Here is a 17,170-nt window from a genome sequence, read left to right on the forward strand (position 1 = left end):
GGCAACGGCCCTCATCTGGAAGCGCGCCGGGCAAGGCAGGTGCTGCTGATGGTCTCTCGATCACTGGACGCCAATCGCGTAGATGCCACCACCCTGGGTCTGCAACAACAACTCGTTACCGAGCTTTTGCAAGGGTGCCCGTACCGGGCTGTCATCGGTACTCAGACGCGCAGCGAAAGAACCATCGTCGCGATTGAGCAGGTGCACCACTCCCTCCACGTCGGCGACGGCGACCAGACCGTCGCTGGCCAGCGGCGAAGTCAACTGGCGCAGGAAGAGCTGGTCCTGCTTCCAGATACTCGACCCGGTCGCTTTGTCGAGCGCATGCACGGCCCCCTGGTCGTCGGAGACGTAAACATAGCGACTATCGATCGACAAACCCGCCGAACTGGAAATGTCGCGCCCCCACATCAGGTTCCCGGTGCCAAGGTCGAAACAGGAAGTGCGCCCCTGAAAAGCGACCGCGCAAATCATTTGTCCATCGATGACCGGCAGGCTGCTGACGTCCGCGATGCGGTCGAGTTCGGTGGCGCCTTTTGGCAAGGCGACCGTCCCCTCCCAGAGCGGTGCACCATTGTCGGCGTTGACAGCAATCAGTTTGCCACCGGGGAAACCGACGAAAACATACTTGTCAACGACCACCGGAGCCGCCATCACACGCACCGATAGCGGAGGCGTCGGACGTTGGTAGATCCACTTGCGGCTTCCGTCGACCGCGCCGTAGGCAGTCAGGCGATGATCGCCGCTGCGCACGATCACCAGTCCGCCAGCCACCGCTGGCGGCGCCAATACCTCGCTGCTGGCCTTGGCCTCCCACAGCAGTTTGCCATCGGCGGCGTCAAATGCCAGAACCTCACCCTTGACGGTGCCCACCGCCAGCAGCCGTTGATCCGCACCAACCCCCCCCGAGAGTTGTTTCTCGGCCTTGATTCGCCACACTGGCCGGCCATCGTCGAAGCGCGCAACCGTGCCGTCGCGAGCTGCCGCGTAGACAGTGGACCCGACCACCGCCGGAACGAAGGTAAAGGGCTTGCCTTTGCCGACATCGTCCCGCCAGACCACTCGCGCCTGCGCTGTCGCCTGGATAGGCTGCAACTCCGCCATTTTCGGTCCGCTACTGGCAAACGGATTCAGCGCATCGAAGCTCGAACAGCCGGCCAGCAACGCTGGCAGCAGTGCCGGCAGCACTGTCGCGACAAACATACGCCTCATCAACTGCTCTCCCCGAGCGCGTCGAGCTTCAGCTGCAGCACTTCGCGGTAGGCGGCATTGGCCTGAGATGCCTGCAGGGTGTTTCTTCCCTTGCCGCTCGGGTCGCCTTGATCGAGCCTGGCCAGGGCGCCCTGGTAGGCTTCACGCGCCTCTGTCTTTTTCCCCGCGGCGCTGAACACGTCGCCACGCATGTTCAGGTACAGGGCCGAGAAGCCGGCACCGCTACCCCCTTCAAGCTGGCGCAGCGCTTCGTCGTAGGCTTTTTCGTCAAGCAGCACGGCCGCCAGGCGCAAGCGCGCCAGATCACGCAGCTCATGCTCGCCGTTTTCGACCACCCACAGCAACTGCAACTTGGCTGTCTTCGTATCCCCGGCGTCGACCATGATCCTGGCTGCCGACAACGCCGCCAGCGGCGCGTAAGCCGTGCCCGCGAATTTCTCGAGCAATTCCCCGCTGGCCGTCTTGACGCGCTGCGAATCGTCTTCAGCCACCGCCTTCTGCAGCACGCCATAGACCATCGATGCCTTGGCCGCCTGACCGCGCTGATACCAGTTCCAGCCTTGCCAGGCGATAACGCCAATCGAGACGGCGGTGACAATGCCCACCATAAGATTGCCATACTGCTTCCACCAGGCCTTGATCTCCGCGATCTGTTCCTGTTCTTCGAGGTCGTAGGTAGCCATTACGATTCGTCCCAATCCAAAATGGAGTTCATGATTTCGTCGGCGACAGCATCGACGCTGACCCGCTTCTGTTGGTTCGCTTGTTCGCCGATCGCGCGCAGCGGCTTCAGCGTCACTTCGCCAGCGCCGGCCTCGTCATCGCCGATAATCACCGCAAAGCCCGCCCCCGAGGCGTCGGCTTTCTTCATCTGCGACTTGAAACTGCCGCCACCGCAATGGAAAAGCACATCGATACCACGGTCGCGCAGGCCCTCGGCGACCCGCGCGGCCAAGCGCGAAGCCGCAATGCCCTGGTGCACCAGATAGACATCGACCGCTGCCGCCCTGGTCTCGCCCCCTGCGTCGCGAATCAGCGCAATCAGCCGCTCGACTCCCATCGCGAAACCGCAGGCCGGCGCCGGCTTGCCACCCAGCTGTTGCACCAGACCATCGTAGCGACCGCCAGCGCAGACCGTCCCCTGCGCACCCAGGCGATCGGTCACCCATTCGAAGACGGTAAGATTGTAGTAGTCGAGTCCGCGCACCAGGCGCGGGTTGATCGCGAAGGGCTGTCCGGCATCGCGCAAGACCTGCTGCACGCCTTCAAAATGGGCCATTGACTCGCTACCAAGATGATCAATCAGTTTCGGCGCGCCGAGGATCAGTCCCTCTAGCGCCGGATTCTTGCTGTCGAGAATGCGCAAGGGGTTGCTATGCAGGCGCCTCCTGGCGTCATCGTCGAGCAGGTCGCTGTGTTGCTCCAGATAGGCGATAAGTTCGGCACGATGACTGGCCCGTTCCGCTGCTTGTCCCAGGGTGTTGAGCTGCAGACTGATGCCGTCGAGCCCCAGGTCATCCCACAGGCGAGCACCCATCAGGATATGTTCGGCGTCGATGTCCGGCCCGGGAAAGCCGAGCGCTTCGACACCGACCTGGTGGAACTGGCGATAACGCCCTTTTTGTGGCCTTTCGTGACGAAACATCTGGCCCATGTAGTAGAGCCGCTGCGGCTGCTGGGCAATCAGATTGTGCTGGATCACGGCGCGCACGCAACCGGCGGTTCCCTCGGGGCGCAGCGTCAGCGGCTCGCCACTGAGGCTATCGACGAAGGAATACATCTCCTTTTCGACGATGTCGGTAACCTCGCCGATGGCACGCTTGAAAAGCGGCGTCGGCTCGACGATCGGCAGGCGCAGCGGTCGGTAAGCATAGCTCTTCAGCCACGAACGAATGGTCTCGTCGAACAAATCCCAGAATTCGGCTTCATCGGGCAGGATGTCGTTCATGCCACGAACGGACTGTAGCTTCTGACTGATCATTCGGCGGCACGCTTCCTCTGATAGCTGCGTGCCACGTAGGCATCGACAATGGCGGTGAATTCTGCGGCAATATGCTCGCCGCGCAGGGTCACCGTCTTGGCGCCATCCTCGAATACTGGCGCCACCGGTGTTTCGCCGGTACCGGGCAGGCTGATGCCGATGTTGGCATGCTTGCTCTCGCCCGGTCCGTTGACCACGCAGCCCATCACCGCCAGAGTCATGTTCTCGACGCCGTCATACGCGCTACGCCAGTGCGGCATGCGCTCGCGGACATGCTCCTGAATCGACTGCGCCAGTTCCTGAAAGAAGGTGCTGGTCGTACGGCCGCAACCGGGACAGGCGATGACCATTGGTGAGAAGGCGCGCAGGCCCATGGTCTGCAACATCTCCTGGGCGACGACCACCTCCTGCGTGCGCTTGCCACCCGGTTCCGGCGTCAGCGAAATGCGGATGGTATCGCCAATGCCTTCCTGCAGCAGCACCGCCATCGCCGCGGTAGACGCGACGATGCCTTTGGAACCCATACCGGCCTCGGTCAGACCGAGATGCAAAGGGTAATCGCAGCGGCGCGACAGCTCGCGATAAATGGCGATCAGGTCCTGCACACCGGACACTTTGCACGAAAGAATGATCCGGTCGCCCGGCAGACCGATTTCTTCGGCGCGAGCGGCCGACTCCAGGGCCGAGGCGACCATGGCCTCACGCATCACCTGGATGGCGTCGTGTGGCTCGGCGCGGCGAGCATTCTGGTCCATGATGCGGGCCAGCAGATCCTGATCGAGACTGCCCCAGTTAACACCGATACGCACCGGCTTCTCGTAGCGGCAGGCCATCTCTATCATCTGCGCGAACTGTTCGTCACGCTTTCTGCCGTGACCGACATTGCCCGGGTTGATCCGATATTTGGCCAGCAGCCGCGCGCAATCCGGCTGCTCGGCGAGCAGGCGATGACCGTTATAGTGGAAGTCGCCGATCAGCGGCACATCGACGCCCATGCGCTCGAGCTGCGCCCGAATCGCTGGCACCGCCGCCGCAGCCTCAGGCGTGTTGACCGTGATGCGCACCAGTTCCGAACCGGCACCCGCCAGCTCGGCACACTGGATTGCCGTACGCACGACGTCAACGGTATCGGTGTTGGTCATCGACTGGACGACCACCGGCGCGTCACCGCCGACCGAGACCTGGCCAACGCTGACCGCACGCGTTCGCCGCCGCGCTGCCACGGGCAGCGAATTGCTCATAGCGAGCCCACCGTTTGCCAGATTCTCATTTGATCGAGAGCCGCGCGACGCCCTTGCTGATATGCGGCCCCAGCTCGACGGGCTTGCCCTGGTACTCCACCGCCACGTACTTGGCGTTGCCGAGCACCAGCGAGAACGGCGGCTGCCCCTTGATTTCCTGCTGACTGCCGGCCGGCTTGACGCCGAAAGCGACGACCTCACCGCGCCCGTCACGCACCTCCACCCACGCCGCCTGGGCAAAACTGAGCTTGAGGCCGTTCGCTGGCGTGGCTTCCGTTTTGAGCTCCGCAGCCGACTTCGGCGTGCTAGCTGAGGTGGTCTCGGCTTTGGGCTCCGCCTCGGCCTCGGCCTTGGGCTTGGCCACGGGATCAGCGCCCATGGCCACTGGGGTCCGCCCGTTAAGTGGCACGGTCGCGCTCGGGACGGTCGCTGCGCCAGGCTTTTCTGCAGCGCTCGGCGCCGGGGCCACTGTGCTCGGCACCGTCAGCGGAGCCACTCCGGTCGCCGCAGGCTCGCTAACGCTTGGCTGCAGCTCAGCAGCAGTGCGCGGGGTTTCGCTACCGGTCAGCGCCGCCAACTGCTCCCCCCAGAAGTTCTGTGGCACATAAAAATAAGCCAGCAGTGCCAGTACCAGCAATACCAGACCACCCACCACTGCCAGGTAGTCGCGCCTTTGAGCCTGATCGCCAGCCTGTGGTAAGTGCGAGCTGGTTCCGGCTGAAGCCTCCAGTTGCAGAGTCCGTTGCATGCGCGTCGCATCAAGCCCGCGCATCAGGGCGTCGGCGTCCAGGTTAAGCACGCGCGCGTAGTTGCGAACAAAGCCGCGAATCATCGTGTTGCCGGGCAAGGCGCCCCAGTCCTCGCTCTCGATCGCCGCCACCTGCCTGGGGGCGAGCTTCAGAGACTGCGCCACTTCGGGCACGCTAAGTTTCCTGGCTTCGCGCGCAGAACGCAGCTGCTGCCCGACGCCACCGGCATCGGCAAAGCCCTCTATCGAGGCGTTTCCACCCTGCACACTCGGCTCGCCATCATTTGAAAACACGGATTGTTTACTCATTCGAAGTTGCCTTTCAGCAGTTCCTGAGCCTCGGGTGAAAGCGGGAATTTTCGCTTCAACTGGGCGCTATAGCGGGCTTCGGCCAGGCGATCGCCCAGCTTCCGCTCGACTCGCACGGCTAACCAGAGAGCCTCAGCATTGGGCTCGGTTTTGAGCAGCAGATCCGAAAGTTGCTGACCGGCAAGCTCTACCTGGCCGCGTCGGTAATTTATCTCCGCAAGCTGCAAAAGCGCCTGCGGATTGTTCGGTCGGATGAGCAGACTGTGCTGTACGAAACCCTCGGCGGCATCCAGATCGCCGAGCTTTACGTAACAGGCACCGGCGTTCAGATAGGCCCGATCCGGGGTCTCGTACAAGGCGTTTTTCATCGCTCGTTGCAAGTACGGAATGGCTTCCTTCTCTCTGCCCACCTGACAGAGAAACCAGCCATAGTTGTTGTTCAACTCGGGATCGTTCGGATCAAGATTCAGGGCCTGCTGAAAGTCCCGGTCGGCAAGCGCCATCTCGCGGATGTTGTAGAGCACCAGTCCACGCGCACCATGCGCCGGCGCGTAATCCGGATCGACGACGATGGCCATGGTCAGCTCTTCGAGTGCCACAGAAAAGTTCTGGTTCTGCAAATAGAGCGAGCCCAACTCGGTATGCAGCTTGGCACGCGTGCGATTGTCGCGTGGTGGCGTCGGCCGTCGCGAGTCCGGCTCCTCCTCGGCTGGCTTTTGCTGCGTGCTCGGCGAAGACGAGAAGAGTCCCGACGAACAGGCACTGACGCTCAGCAAGGCAATGATCCCGAGGACGGCTCGCCTCATCCGCAAACCTCATGACGATTCTGGTGCAGAACAAAGCTTCGCCGGGTCGTGCGCTGCGTGCGGTCGAGAACCTGCCCGGCGAGCTGACCGCAGGCGGCATCGATGTCGTCGCCGCGCGTTTTGCGGGTCGTGGTCACCACCCCGGCAGACATCAGCAGCTCGGCGAAACGCCGAATCCGCGGTGCAGGCGAGCGGCGATACGGCGATCCCGGAAAAGGGTTGAAAGGAATCAGGTTGAACTTGCAGGGGACGCCTCGGGTCAGCGCCAGCAGCTCCTGGGCGTGCGCTTCGGAGTCGTTGATGGCGTCCAGCATCACATACTCGAAAGTGACAAAATCACGCGGCGCCTTTTCCAGGTAGCGCAGACAGGCCGGCATCAGTTCACGCAAAGGGTATTTCCGGTTGATTGGCACCAGCTCATCGCGCAAGCGGTCATTCGGCGCATGCAGGGAAACCGCCAAGGCCACCGGACATTCGTCACGCAATCGGTCCATCGCCGGCACCAGACCCGAGGTGGACACCGTGACCCGACGCCGTGACAAGCCATAAGCATTATCGTCGAGCATCAGATGCAAGGCCATCACCGTATTCTCCAGGTTGGCCAGCGGCTCACCCATGCCCATCAATACGACATTGCTGACCACCCGTTCGACAGGGTTTGCCGCTGGCGGGTAAGCGCCAAGCGCATGCCGTGCCTGCCACAACTGCCCGATGATCTCGGCCGCCGTCAGGTTGCGATTGAAACCCTGCTTGCCGGTGGAACAGAAAGAGCAATCAAGCGCGCAGCCGGCCTGCGTCGAGATACACAGCGTGCCGCGGTCGTCCTCGGGAATAAACACCGCCTCGATGGCGTTGCCGCCACCGACATCGAAGAGGAACTTGCGCGTACCGTCGTCGGCAAGGCGATCGGCGACGACTGTCGGCGGCGCCACCGTGGCCAGCCCTTTGAGCTTTTCGCGCAAGCTTCGCGCGATGTCGGTCATGGCCTCAAAATCAGCCTGCCCGAAACGATGCATCCAGCGCAACACCTGCCTGGCGCGAAAGGGCTTCTCGCCGTGGATGGCGAAAAAAGCCGTCAGGCTGGCGGCATCGAGATCGAGCAGATTGACCATCGTGGGTGCAGAGACCTGCGACCTAGCGACCCGAGTAGACGGACATGGCCGGGAAGAAGAAGGCGATTTCATTCTTCGCCGTATCTTCGCCATCGGAACCATGCACGGCGTTGGCGTCGATCGATTCGGCAAAATCAGCGCGGATCGTTCCAGGCTCCGCCTTCTTCGGGTCGGTCGCGCCCATCAACTCACGGTTCTTGGCAATGGCGCTCTCGCCTTCGAGCACCTGGATCATCACCGGCCCGGAGATCATGAACGAGACCAGGTCCTTGAAAAAGGGACGCTCCTGGTGCACCGCGTAGAACGCACCCGCTTCCTGCGGCGACAGCCAGGCCAGCTTGGCGGCGATCACCTTCAAGCCGTTGGTCTCAAAGCGGGAGTAGATCTTGCCGATGACGTTCTTGGCGACAGCGTCAGGCTTGATGATGGAAAGAGTACGTTCGATGGCCATAAATGATTCTCCAAACGGAAGATGGTAGAAAAAACAACAGCAAATCATATCGCTAGAAACACAACCTCATATTATACCAACACCCGGGTGCAAATCCGAAATTGCCGGAGCACGAAATTGAGGGGCTGGGAGAGGGTCAGCATCGTCAGCCAAGGCTGAAAGCGGGGTGCTGCGCGCCAGGTCAACTCGGTGACGCACTCCCGGCTGACGGGTGCCGACGAGCCAGATTCCGAGCGGCTCCGACCCTCGCTCTAGAGCTTCGTCGGATCGAAACCGGTCTCCCTGTACACCGACTGCAGGAGGTCCTCGCCGATACGCGACGCCATTTCCTGGTGCACCGGGATGAGAGCCTTCTTGAACGCCCGGCGCTGCTCTACCGTCGGAACATGGATCGCGATCTTACCGCTCAGGCGCAGCGATTCGAGGTCCTGGTCGTTCTGTTGCTTGGCGATCTGGTTGGTGTAGTCGGTCGCTTCCTGCATTGCCAGTTCGAGCTGACCACGAAGGTCCGTCGGCAAAGCCTCCCAGAACTTCTGGTCGACGATCACCACGTAACCCAGGTAGCCATGCTCGGTCATTGTCAGGTGCGACTGAACCTCGAACATCTTCTGTGTGTAAAGGTTGGAAATCGGGTTCTCCGTGCCATCGACAATGCCCATCTTCAACGCTTGATAGACTTCCGAAAACGCCATCACACGCGGAATGGCATCGAGTGCCCGCATTTGCGCTTCGAGCACCTTCGACGGCTGAATGCGCATCTTCTTGCCTTTCAGGTCAGCGGGCATGAGGATCGGCGTGTTGGCTGAAAAGGACTTGAACCCGTTGTCCCAATAGGCCAGGCCGACGATGCCTTTCGGCTCCAGCTTCCTGAAGAGACTCTTGCCGATCGGCCCCTGCGTCACCTTGTGCAAGTCGGCATAGCTATCGAAGATATATGGCAGGTCGTAGATTTCGAACTCCCTGACGCCCAGCAGGCCAAACTTTGCCAGCGACGGCGCAAGCATCTGTACGGCACCCAGCTGCAGCGCTTCAAGTTCCTCCTTGTCCTTGTACAGCGTCGAATTGGGATAGACTTCGACCTTTACCTGGCCATTGGTTCGTTCGCTGACGCGCTTGGCAAAGAACTCTGCGCCCAGTCCCTTGGGCGTATCCGGGGCCACGACGTGACTAAACTTGATGAGCATCGGATCTTTCGCCAGCGCCGTGAGCGGCGTGCTGAAGAGCATGCCAGCGAGCAGGGCCAAGAGCAGACTGCGGCTGGTCATATAAGCTTCTCCGTTCGAAAACTGGTTTCGCAATCAATCGATTACTGCTCTTGGTGAGCGCATACTACAAGAATCGGTGCCGCCGAATATTGTGGAAATCCGTGATGCGAAGCATCCGTGCGCCGTGCTGCGGAAATTGCGCTCCGATTGCCTACAGCGCCTCGCGCCTTGAATGGGTAAAGCGATTACCGGAAAAAGGCCGACCCGGGTGGCGCCGGATTTTCGCTCGTCGTCGCAGCGCGGCAACAGGCACATCGTCGACCTGTGTACGGGTTGTTACAACGGCGAAGATGGGCAAAAAGACAAGCACGATGGCTTGTCCTTTGACAGAAATCGCCTAAGATGGCCCGCCATGAAAGAGACCCATCTCCCTTCCCAGAGTGAGCGCCGACATCCGCTGGCTCAGAACTGGTCGCACTGGTATCTCTCGATTCTCAGGCTGGCCGTCGGCTTGCTGCTGATCCTGCTGATCGCACTGCTCTGGCTGTTGCGCCAGAACGAGATTGATGAGCAACGTTCAACCTTGATTGCCGACGTCCTGTGGCTAGAGCAGAGCCTCCGCTTTCACCTTGAGAGCAACTCCGAACAACTGCGGCAACTCGCTCTGGATCTGACCCGAACCAAGGACGACGGTCCTCTGTTCACGCTGCGCGCCAGGCATATCCTGAAGAGCAACCCGGAACTCCAGCAGTTGCTGTGGCTGGACGCGGCAGCAGCCGCGGTGCACGGAATGCCGACGCGAAACCTGCCGCGACGGGGCTCGAAGGACGCTGGCGAGAGCCCGGTCAGCCGCGCCATCGAACTCGCGCAACTGGGTAAGCCAAGCTACAGCGATGCCTACCGGGCAGAAAACGCAGCACACGTCGAAGTCTACGTACCGCTCTTCGACGGTGATCAGTATGCCGGCGTGCTGCTCGCTGTTTATTCGCTCGATGGCCTGCTCACCCAGCACGTCCCCTGGTGGTTCGCCAAAAAATATCAGGTGCGCATTATCGACGGCAACGGCAAAACACTGGCCAGCAAGTCGAATATAGACGCCGCGCCGACGACCATCAGTTACCCGGTCATTTTCGACCCACCCGGCTACGGCATGGTGCTCCAGGTCACCGCCTACCGGGGCGCCGACAATCTGGCGCAAACCCTGATCGCCGCCCTGATCGTCATCCTTGCCGCCGCTGTTTTCTGGAGCCTCTGGGCGGTACGCGGGTTAATCCAGCGGCGCCTCTACGCCGAACAGGCACTGCGCTCGGAGTACGCTTTCCGCAAGGCGATGGAGGACTCGCTGATGGTCGGCATGCGCGCGCGCGACATGGAAGGCCGGGTAAGTTACGTCAACCCGGCCTTCCTGCAAATGGTCGGCTTCAGTGCCGACGAGCTGATCGGTCTGGCGCCACCCATGCCCTACTGGGCACCGGAAGAAATGGAAAGAACGCTACAACTGCATAATGAGGTTCTCGAAGGCAAGGCGCCGCACGAGGGTTTCGAAATCCGCCTGATGCGCAAGAACGGCAGCCGCTTCGACGCGCTCGTCTACGAGGCGCCTCTGATTGACGCGGACGGCCAGCAGACTGGCTGGATGGCATCGATCATCGATGTCACCGCACGCAAACACGCCGAGGAACTCGCTCAGCAACAGCAGGAGAAACTGCAGGTCACGGCACGCCTGGTGACCATGGGCGAGATGGCTTCGACCTTGGCGCACGAGCTGAATCAGCCGCTGGCAGCGATCACCAGCTATAACACCGGCTGCCTGAACAAGCTCGAATCGGGCAACTTCAGTACCGACGAGCTGAAGGAAGCGCTCGGGAAACTGGCCGTTCAGGCGCAGCGCGCCGGCCACATCATCCGGCGCGTACACGACTTCGTGCGCAAGAGCGAACCCAAACGAGTGCCCTGCGATCTCGCGGAAGTGATCGACGACAGCGTCGGCTTCATCGACGGCGCAGCCAAGGCGCGCGGCGTGCGTATCGTCCGCGAGATTCAGGGCATGCGCCCCGAACTGCTGGCCGACCCCGTAATGCTCGAGCAGGTGCTGCTCAACCTGATGCGCAACGGCATCGAAGCGATGCGCCACACCCCGTCCGAGCGACGGCGATTGACCGTCAAGCTCAGCCAGCTCGACAGGCAACAAATGGAAATCCGGGTCATCGATCATGGCCCCGGTATTCCACCTGAAGTCGAAGACAAGTTGTTCACCCCCTTGTTCTCCACCAAGGCCGAGGGCATGGGCATGGGCCTGAACATCTGCCGTTCGATCATCGAAGTCCACCACGGCCGCCTGTGGGTTGAAGCAAACCCGGACGGCGGCTCGATTTTTATCATCACCCTCCCGATTGTCATGCAATGAATGCACACGCCTACCTCGTCGACGACGACGAAGCCATCCGCGACTCACTCGGCTGGTTGCTCGAATCGCGCGGCGTACCCTGCCTGAGCTATCCCTCGGCTGAAGACTTCCTGGCCGCCTGGAACCCCTCGCTGCCGGGCTGCATCCTGCTCGACATCCGCATGGACGGAATGAGCGGGCCAGAGCTTTTTGATCTGCTTGGCGAGCGTGGCAGCACACTACCGGTGATCTTTCTCACCGGCCACGGCGACGTACCAATGGCCGTCTCGGCCCTCAAGCAAGGCGCTTTCGACTTCGTCGAAAAACCCTGCAACGACAACGAACTGGTCAATCGCGTCATCGAAGCCCTGCAGCTCGATGCAAACCAGCGCCTCGCCGCCGCCGACAGCGATTCGGTCAACAGCTTGACCAACCGCCTGACGACACGCGAGAAACAGGTCATGGAACGGGTTCTGGCCGGTACCCTGAACAAGGTAATCGCCGACGAACTGCAGATCAGCATGCGTACCGTCGAAGTGCATCGGGCCAATCTTTTCGAAAAGATGGGCGTCCGCACAGCCGTCGAACTCGCGCAACTCCTGGCTGGCAAGCGCTGAGCCGCGGCGCGGTCAGCATTTCACCTGGCCAATGGCGGCAGCCGCTTCTCCGCCAACACGAAGCCCGCAGGCGCGTGGAGATCACTTCTCTCCCAGAGCAGCTCGACACCCTCCTCCCCAGCGGCGCAGGCAAAAGCGGCGTCAACGCCGAGTCCGGCAACCCAGGCCAGTCGCTCGCCGCAGCACAGCATTGGCAGGCGCGCTCGTTCCCAGGGGGGCACGGCAGCTTCCTGCAACAGCTTGCGCAAAGTCCTTGCGGGGCGCCGAGCGTCGGGCCGCAAGCGCTCACCACCTTGCCTGACGTGCAAAAAAACTGGCGCAGCAGCCAGCAAACGGCGGCTGATACCTTTTCCGCTACGGCGAACGAAGGACACCCGCCCGTCGCCCCAGGGCAGTGCCAGCTCGCCATTCCAGCTCACGGAGAGATCCGCAACATCCGGGCGATGCGCAAAAATATACAACTCGCCCCGATAGGTATGCACTTCGCCATCCGCAGTGGCAATGCAGGTCTGCGAAGCCGCCGCCGCTGTCTCCAGCTGGCGCAACGCTTCGTCAAGCCAGCGCGCCTCCGGGGCGCGAAAGCCGCTCGCCAGAAGTTCCGATCGCAACAGGTTGCGTGCTCGCGCTGGCGAAAGCGCGTTGAAGCGCGCCAGATCAATCCGCCCACCCTCACCAATCAGGGCAGCCCGATCGGCCTGCGCCAGTTCATCGAGAAGCTCGGCCGCCTCGGAAAAATGGCGCGCGGCACGCGCCAGTGCCTGAGCAGCGCCGGGAAAATGCACCGCGATGCGCGGCATGACTTCACGTCGCAAGTGGTTTCGGCGATAGTGGCAATCGGCATTGCTTTCGTCTTCGATCCAGGCCAGCGAATGCATTTCTGCATAGCGCAGGATCAGCGACCGCGAAACATCGAGGAGTGGGCGAATCAGGCGCGGGCCGCCTGGCTGCGGTCGCTCCGCAGGCATTCCAGCGGCGCCGGCAACACCCGCTCCGCGCAACAAGCGGAAGAGAACCGTCTCGGCCTGATCATCGCGATGGTGGGCCAGCGCCAACCATTCGGCTCGACAGACGGCAAACGCCGCATGACGCACGCGCCGTGCGGCGGCTTCCAGGCCCTCACCGCTGGCACGCGGCACCACGACGCGATGGATGTCCAGCGGCACCTGCAGACGCCGACAGAAGTCGACGCAGAAAGCTGCCCAGGCACCGGCATTGCTGCTCAGAGCGTGATCGACGTGCACCGCCGAGAGATCGACCTGCAGCCCGGAGCGACGCAGGCAGTCGAGCGCGTGCAGCAAGACAACGGAGTCGACGCCCCCGGATAGACCGACGCACAGACGAGACCCGGGCAGCAGCCGCCCCTCGAGAAACGCCGCAAGCGTCTGCAGAATCGGGGCTGCCGACGCTTGCGCCGCGCTGGTCTTAGCGGCGGGCCAGCTCTTTGACCCGGCCATAGGCCATCAGGCGCTCAAGGCGAGTCTTGAGCAAGTCGCGGGTCGGCACCGGTGCCAATTTCTGCAAAGCATTCTGCAAGGCCTCCTTGAGGTTTTTCGCCATCGCCTGATGCGCACGATGCGCACCACCGGTCGGCTCTTCGACGATGGCGTCGATCAAACCCAGCGCCAGCAAACGGGGCGCGGTGATACCCATGATTTCTGCGGCAGTGCTTGCTTTTTCGGCGCTCTTCCAGAGAATCGTCGCGCAACCCTCGGGCGAAATCACCGAGTAGGTCGAGTACTCCAGCATCTGCACCACATCGCCAACACCGATGGCCAGCGCGCCGCCCGAACCACCTTCACCGATGACGGTGACGATGATCGGCACTTTCAGCTCGGCCATCACGTAGAGATTGCGACCGATCGCCTCGGACTGCCCACGCTCTTCGGCGTCAATACCCGGGTAGGCGCCAGGAGTATCGATGAAAGTTAACACCGGAATACGAAACTTCTCGGCCAGTCGCATCAGGCGTAAGGCCTTGCGATAACCCTCGGGACGCGGCATACCGAAGTTGCGGGCAATCTTCTCCTTGGTGTCGCGCCCTTTCTGGTGACCAATCACCATTACCGGCTGACCGTCGAAGCGGGCCAGGCCACCAACGATCGCATGGTCGTCGGCAAAAGCGCGATCACCGTGCAACTCCTCGAAGTCGGTGAAGATCAGCGACAGGTAATCGAGCGTGTAGGGGCGCTGCGGATGGCGTGCCACCTGCGACACCTGCCAGGCCGAAAGCTTGGCATAGGTGTCCTTGGTCAGGGTCTGGCTCTTCTTCTCGAGGCGACTGATTTCGTCAGAAATGTCGACCGCAGAATCGTCCTGAGCAAAGCGCAGCGCTTCAATCTTGCCTTCGAGATCGGCGATCGGTTGTTCAAAGTCGAGGAAACTGGTTTTCATCAGGCCCAACCGTATTGGTGAACATGTGGGTTTGCAACAACCCGTAATTCTACCGCGAAAGACCGCGCCGCAAGGCCGCAAGCCGCACCGGGCGGCGGGCCCACTGGCAAGAAGGTCCCTACCCAAGAGAAAAGGGACGCCAGTGACAATGGCCGTGATAAAAAAGACGCCGCCGCTGGCCTCGATGAGGTCAGCGGCAGACGAATGCTGCGTTCGGGCGGTGCGAGTCGTCAAGCGGTGATTCAGTGACTCCGCCCAGAGAGGCTACTTGCCTACTTGATGACCAGTTCCGGTCCCATCAGGGCGTAAGGCAAGGCGGTGGAGATCCACGGGATATAGGTCACCATGACCAGGAACAGCATCAACACGCCGACAAAAGGCATCGCCGCCTTGACCACCGACGCCAGACTCATGTTGGTGATGCCCGAGGTCACGAACAGGTTCAAGCCGATCGGCGGCGTAATCATGCCGATCTCCATGTTCACCACCATGATGATACCCAGATGGATCGGGTCAACGCCCAGTTCCATGGCAATCGGAAAGACCACCGGCGCAACGATCACCAGCAGTCCGGAAGGCTCCATGAACTGGCCACCGAGAAGCAGCAGGATGTTCACTGCAATCAGGAAGGTAAACCAGGTGAAACCCGCTTGCAGCATCCAGGCAGTAATTTCCTGTGGAATTTGCTCCGCCGACAGGGTGTGGGCAAAGAGCAGCGCGTTGGCGATGATGAACATCAGCATGACCGTCGTGCGGGTCGCATGCAGGATGGTCGCGCGCGATTCGCTGCCAAACAGCGCCGGGAAGAAGTTCTTGACCAGCAAGAGCAGGTTTCGACGCCAGATGCCCATACCACCCGTCAGGCACTTGCCAACTGATCCATGCTCGCGGCCCACCTTGACCAGATAGCCGACGAAAATGGCCAGCGACATGACCAGGCCCCACACCGCCCGGATCTTGCCGGTCGCTTCCATGCCGTCAGTGGCGAAGAAGGACAGGATCATCCAGACCATGAAGAACGACACGGCGTAGACACCGGCGTTGAAACCAATACGGGCCGACGCGTGGTCGGAGGCGAGAACCCAGGGCGTCTCCTTCAGCGGCCCCATGTCGCGATAGACAAACAGCGCCACCAGAATGGAGTACACCGCGGCGACGACGGCGGCTTCTGTCGGCGTGAACACCCCCCCGTAGATACCGCCCATGATGATCACCACCAGAAACAGGCCCCAGCCCGCTTCCTTGGCACCGTCCAGGATCGCGCCGAAGCCCTTCCACTCTTCTCTCGGCAGACCCTTGATCCGGGCAACGATGTAGATGGCCCCCATCAGCATCAGACCGGCGACCAATCCCGGAATCACACCGGCCAGGAACATTCGTCCGACGGACACGTCCGTTGCCGCCGCGTAGACCACCATCACGATCGACGGTGGAATCAGGATGCCGAGCGTCCCGGCGTTGCAGATGATGCCCGCCGCGAACTCTTTCGAGTAGCCCACCTGGCGCATACCGGCAATGGCGATGGTACCGATGGCCACCACTGTCGCCGGTGATGAACCCGAAAGCGCGGCAAACATCATGCAGGCCAGCACCGAGGCCATGGCCAGTCCACCCTGGAAATGCCCGACACTGGCGATCGCGAAATTGATCAGTCGCTTCGCCACACCCCCTGTCGACATGAACGCCGAGGCCAGGATGAAGAACGGAATGGCCAGCAGCGTGTAGTTCTGCCCTGCACCAAAAAGCTGAATCGCCACCGACGACAAGGAGTCGTGGGAAAAGAAGGTGACGAAAAGAATCGACGACAAGCCCAGCGAGACGCCGACCGGAACACCGATAAACAGCAGTCCAAGCACCATCGCAAAAAGAAAGAGAGAGTTCATCTTTGGTTCCTTAGTCGTTTAATCTTTTAAGATGTGCTTGTTCTCTTCGACCATGTCTTCTGCTTCATGGCCACTGATGAGGAGCTTTCGGCGGCCGGCTGCGATATCGACAAAAGCCTGCAAGGAGCGGAATACCATCAGCGCCAGACCAACCGGTAAGACCAGCAACAGCAGCCAGCGGTGGATACGGGCCTGGATACCAAAGGCATCCTGCACGAATCCGGGGTAGTGCAGTTCCTCCGAACCAATGCCGATCTTGTACATCTTCAGCCAGTAGTCGATGGCCCCCCCCCTGGTATCGACCCCGAACAAGGCCACCCAGGACGAATCGAGCAAAACCAGGCCGTAAAGCAGGCAGCACGCGGCGCCGACCAGGGACAGCGTTTTGGTCATCGGCGCAGGTACGGCCTTGATGATGATGTCAACGCCGAGGTGCAGACTGGTACGCAGGCCGTAACCCATGCCCAGAATGATCAGCCAGGAAAAAGCCGTGGTGTTGTATTCCAGCGCCCCCGACCAGCCGGTATTGAATCCGTAGCGGGCGATCACCTGGAAAAATGATACCAACATGATCGAGGTAATCACCACAACGAGAAGGGACTCCTCGGCTTGCGCCATCGCCTTCGGGAACTTCTTTTCGAGAGCCCAGAGGATTACTATGAAAATAAAGAGGTAGACGTGAAACCAGTAAGCTCCCATGGCAAACACCTTTAGTCAGATTCTTGAAAGAATGCCATCGCCCCCAAACAGCGAACTCCCTGCGGACAACGCCGTAGCGAGCAAAGCTCAGGGACATTCAGGCGACCCAATTCACGATGATTTCCCTCG

At 61.2% G+C, this 17,170-nt stretch carries 15 protein-coding genes; 2 read left to right on the plus strand and 13 right to left on the minus strand.

Annotation, left to right across the window (positions count from 1 at the left end; genetic code table 11):
• Nucleotides 1-60: 60 nt before the first annotated feature.
• From bamB to V5B40_RS13445, 9 genes are all read right to left on the minus strand, one after another.
• Nucleotides 61-1,212, minus strand: coding sequence for an outer membrane protein assembly factor BamB (gene bamB / locus V5B40_RS13405; RefSeq protein ID WP_332354972.1), 1,152 nt, complete (start codon nt 1,210-1,212; stop codon nt 61-63).
• Nucleotides 1,212-1,895: a YfgM family protein gene (locus V5B40_RS13410; RefSeq protein ID WP_332354973.1), complete on the minus strand. Its 684-nt coding sequence runs from the start codon at nt 1,893-1,895 to the stop codon at nt 1,212-1,214. The genes bamB and V5B40_RS13410 overlap by 1 nt, the downstream gene beginning before the upstream one ends.
• Nucleotides 1,895-3,190 carry a histidine--tRNA ligase gene (hisS, locus tag V5B40_RS13415; RefSeq protein WP_332355217.1) on the minus strand — a complete coding sequence of 432 codons (1,296 nt, stop codon included), beginning with the start codon at nt 3,188-3,190 and terminating at the stop codon, nt 1,895-1,897. Before hisS ends, V5B40_RS13410 begins: the two co-directional genes overlap by 1 nt.
• Complete coding sequence (gene ispG / locus V5B40_RS13420; RefSeq protein WP_332354974.1) at nt 3,190-4,434, minus strand: flavodoxin-dependent (E)-4-hydroxy-3-methylbut-2-enyl-diphosphate synthase; 1,245 nt, start codon at nt 4,432-4,434, stop codon at nt 3,190-3,192. The genes hisS and ispG overlap by 1 nt, the downstream gene beginning before the upstream one ends.
• A gap of 25 nt (nt 4,435-4,459) precedes the next feature.
• On the minus strand, nt 4,460-5,491 hold the full coding sequence (locus V5B40_RS13425) for a RodZ domain-containing protein (protein ID WP_332354975.1): 1,032 nt from the start codon (nt 5,489-5,491) through the stop codon (nt 4,460-4,462).
• A complete protein-coding gene (gene pilW, locus V5B40_RS13430; protein WP_332354976.1) occupies nt 5,488-6,297 on the minus strand; it encodes a type IV pilus biogenesis/stability protein PilW in 810 nt (269 codons plus the stop codon). Before pilW ends, V5B40_RS13425 begins: the two co-directional genes overlap by 4 nt.
• The gene (gene rlmN / locus V5B40_RS13435; RefSeq protein ID WP_332354977.1) at nt 6,294-7,409 is read right to left on the minus strand and encodes a 23S rRNA (adenine(2503)-C(2))-methyltransferase RlmN; all 1,116 of its coding nucleotides are present in this window, start codon (nt 7,407-7,409) and stop codon (nt 6,294-6,296) included. The genes pilW and rlmN overlap by 4 nt, the downstream gene beginning before the upstream one ends.
• Before the next feature lie 22 nt (nt 7,410-7,431).
• The gene (ndk, locus tag V5B40_RS13440; protein WP_332354978.1) at nt 7,432-7,860 is read right to left on the minus strand and encodes a nucleoside-diphosphate kinase; all 429 of its coding nucleotides are present in this window, start codon (nt 7,858-7,860) and stop codon (nt 7,432-7,434) included.
• 251 nt (nt 7,861-8,111) lie between these two features.
• Nucleotides 8,112-9,125, minus strand: coding sequence for a TRAP transporter substrate-binding protein (locus V5B40_RS13445; protein WP_332354979.1), 1,014 nt, complete (start codon nt 9,123-9,125; stop codon nt 8,112-8,114).
• A gap of 352 nt (nt 9,126-9,477) precedes the next feature.
• Here V5B40_RS13445 and V5B40_RS13450 point away from each other — a divergent pair, with 352 nt between their 5' ends.
• Nucleotides 9,478-11,472, plus strand: a complete 1,995-nt coding sequence (locus tag V5B40_RS13450; protein ID WP_332354980.1) for a sensor histidine kinase — start codon at nt 9,478-9,480, stop codon at nt 11,470-11,472.
• Nucleotides 11,469-12,068 carry a response regulator transcription factor gene (locus tag V5B40_RS13455; RefSeq protein WP_332354981.1) on the plus strand — a complete coding sequence of 200 codons (600 nt, stop codon included), beginning with the start codon at nt 11,469-11,471 and terminating at the stop codon, nt 12,066-12,068. Before V5B40_RS13450 ends, V5B40_RS13455 begins: the two co-directional genes overlap by 4 nt.
• A 20-nt stretch (nt 12,069-12,088) precedes the next feature.
• On the opposite strand, the gene tilS is transcribed toward V5B40_RS13455, so the two are convergent.
• The 4 genes from tilS to V5B40_RS13475 all read right to left on the minus strand — a co-directional run bounded on the left by tilS (nt 12,089) and on the right by V5B40_RS13475 (nt 17,041).
• Nucleotides 12,089-13,522, minus strand: coding sequence for a tRNA lysidine(34) synthetase TilS (gene tilS / locus V5B40_RS13460; protein ID WP_332354982.1), 1,434 nt, complete (start codon nt 13,520-13,522; stop codon nt 12,089-12,091).
• A complete protein-coding gene (locus V5B40_RS13465) occupies nt 13,491-14,459 on the minus strand; it encodes an acetyl-CoA carboxylase carboxyltransferase subunit alpha (protein ID WP_332354983.1) in 969 nt (322 codons plus the stop codon). Before V5B40_RS13465 ends, tilS begins: the two co-directional genes overlap by 32 nt.
• A gap of 272 nt (nt 14,460-14,731) precedes the next feature.
• Nucleotides 14,732-16,342, minus strand: coding sequence for a TRAP transporter large permease (locus tag V5B40_RS13470; protein ID WP_332354984.1), 1,611 nt, complete (start codon nt 16,340-16,342; stop codon nt 14,732-14,734).
• 18 nt (nt 16,343-16,360) lie between these two features.
• Complete coding sequence (locus V5B40_RS13475) at nt 16,361-17,041, minus strand: TRAP transporter small permease (protein WP_332354985.1); 681 nt, start codon at nt 17,039-17,041, stop codon at nt 16,361-16,363.
• Nucleotides 17,042-17,170: the final 129 nt, after the last annotated feature.

The sequence above is a fragment of the Candidatus Accumulibacter meliphilus genome (assembly GCF_036625345.1).
GTDB lineage: Bacteria > Pseudomonadota > Gammaproteobacteria > Burkholderiales > Rhodocyclaceae > Accumulibacter > Accumulibacter meliphilus.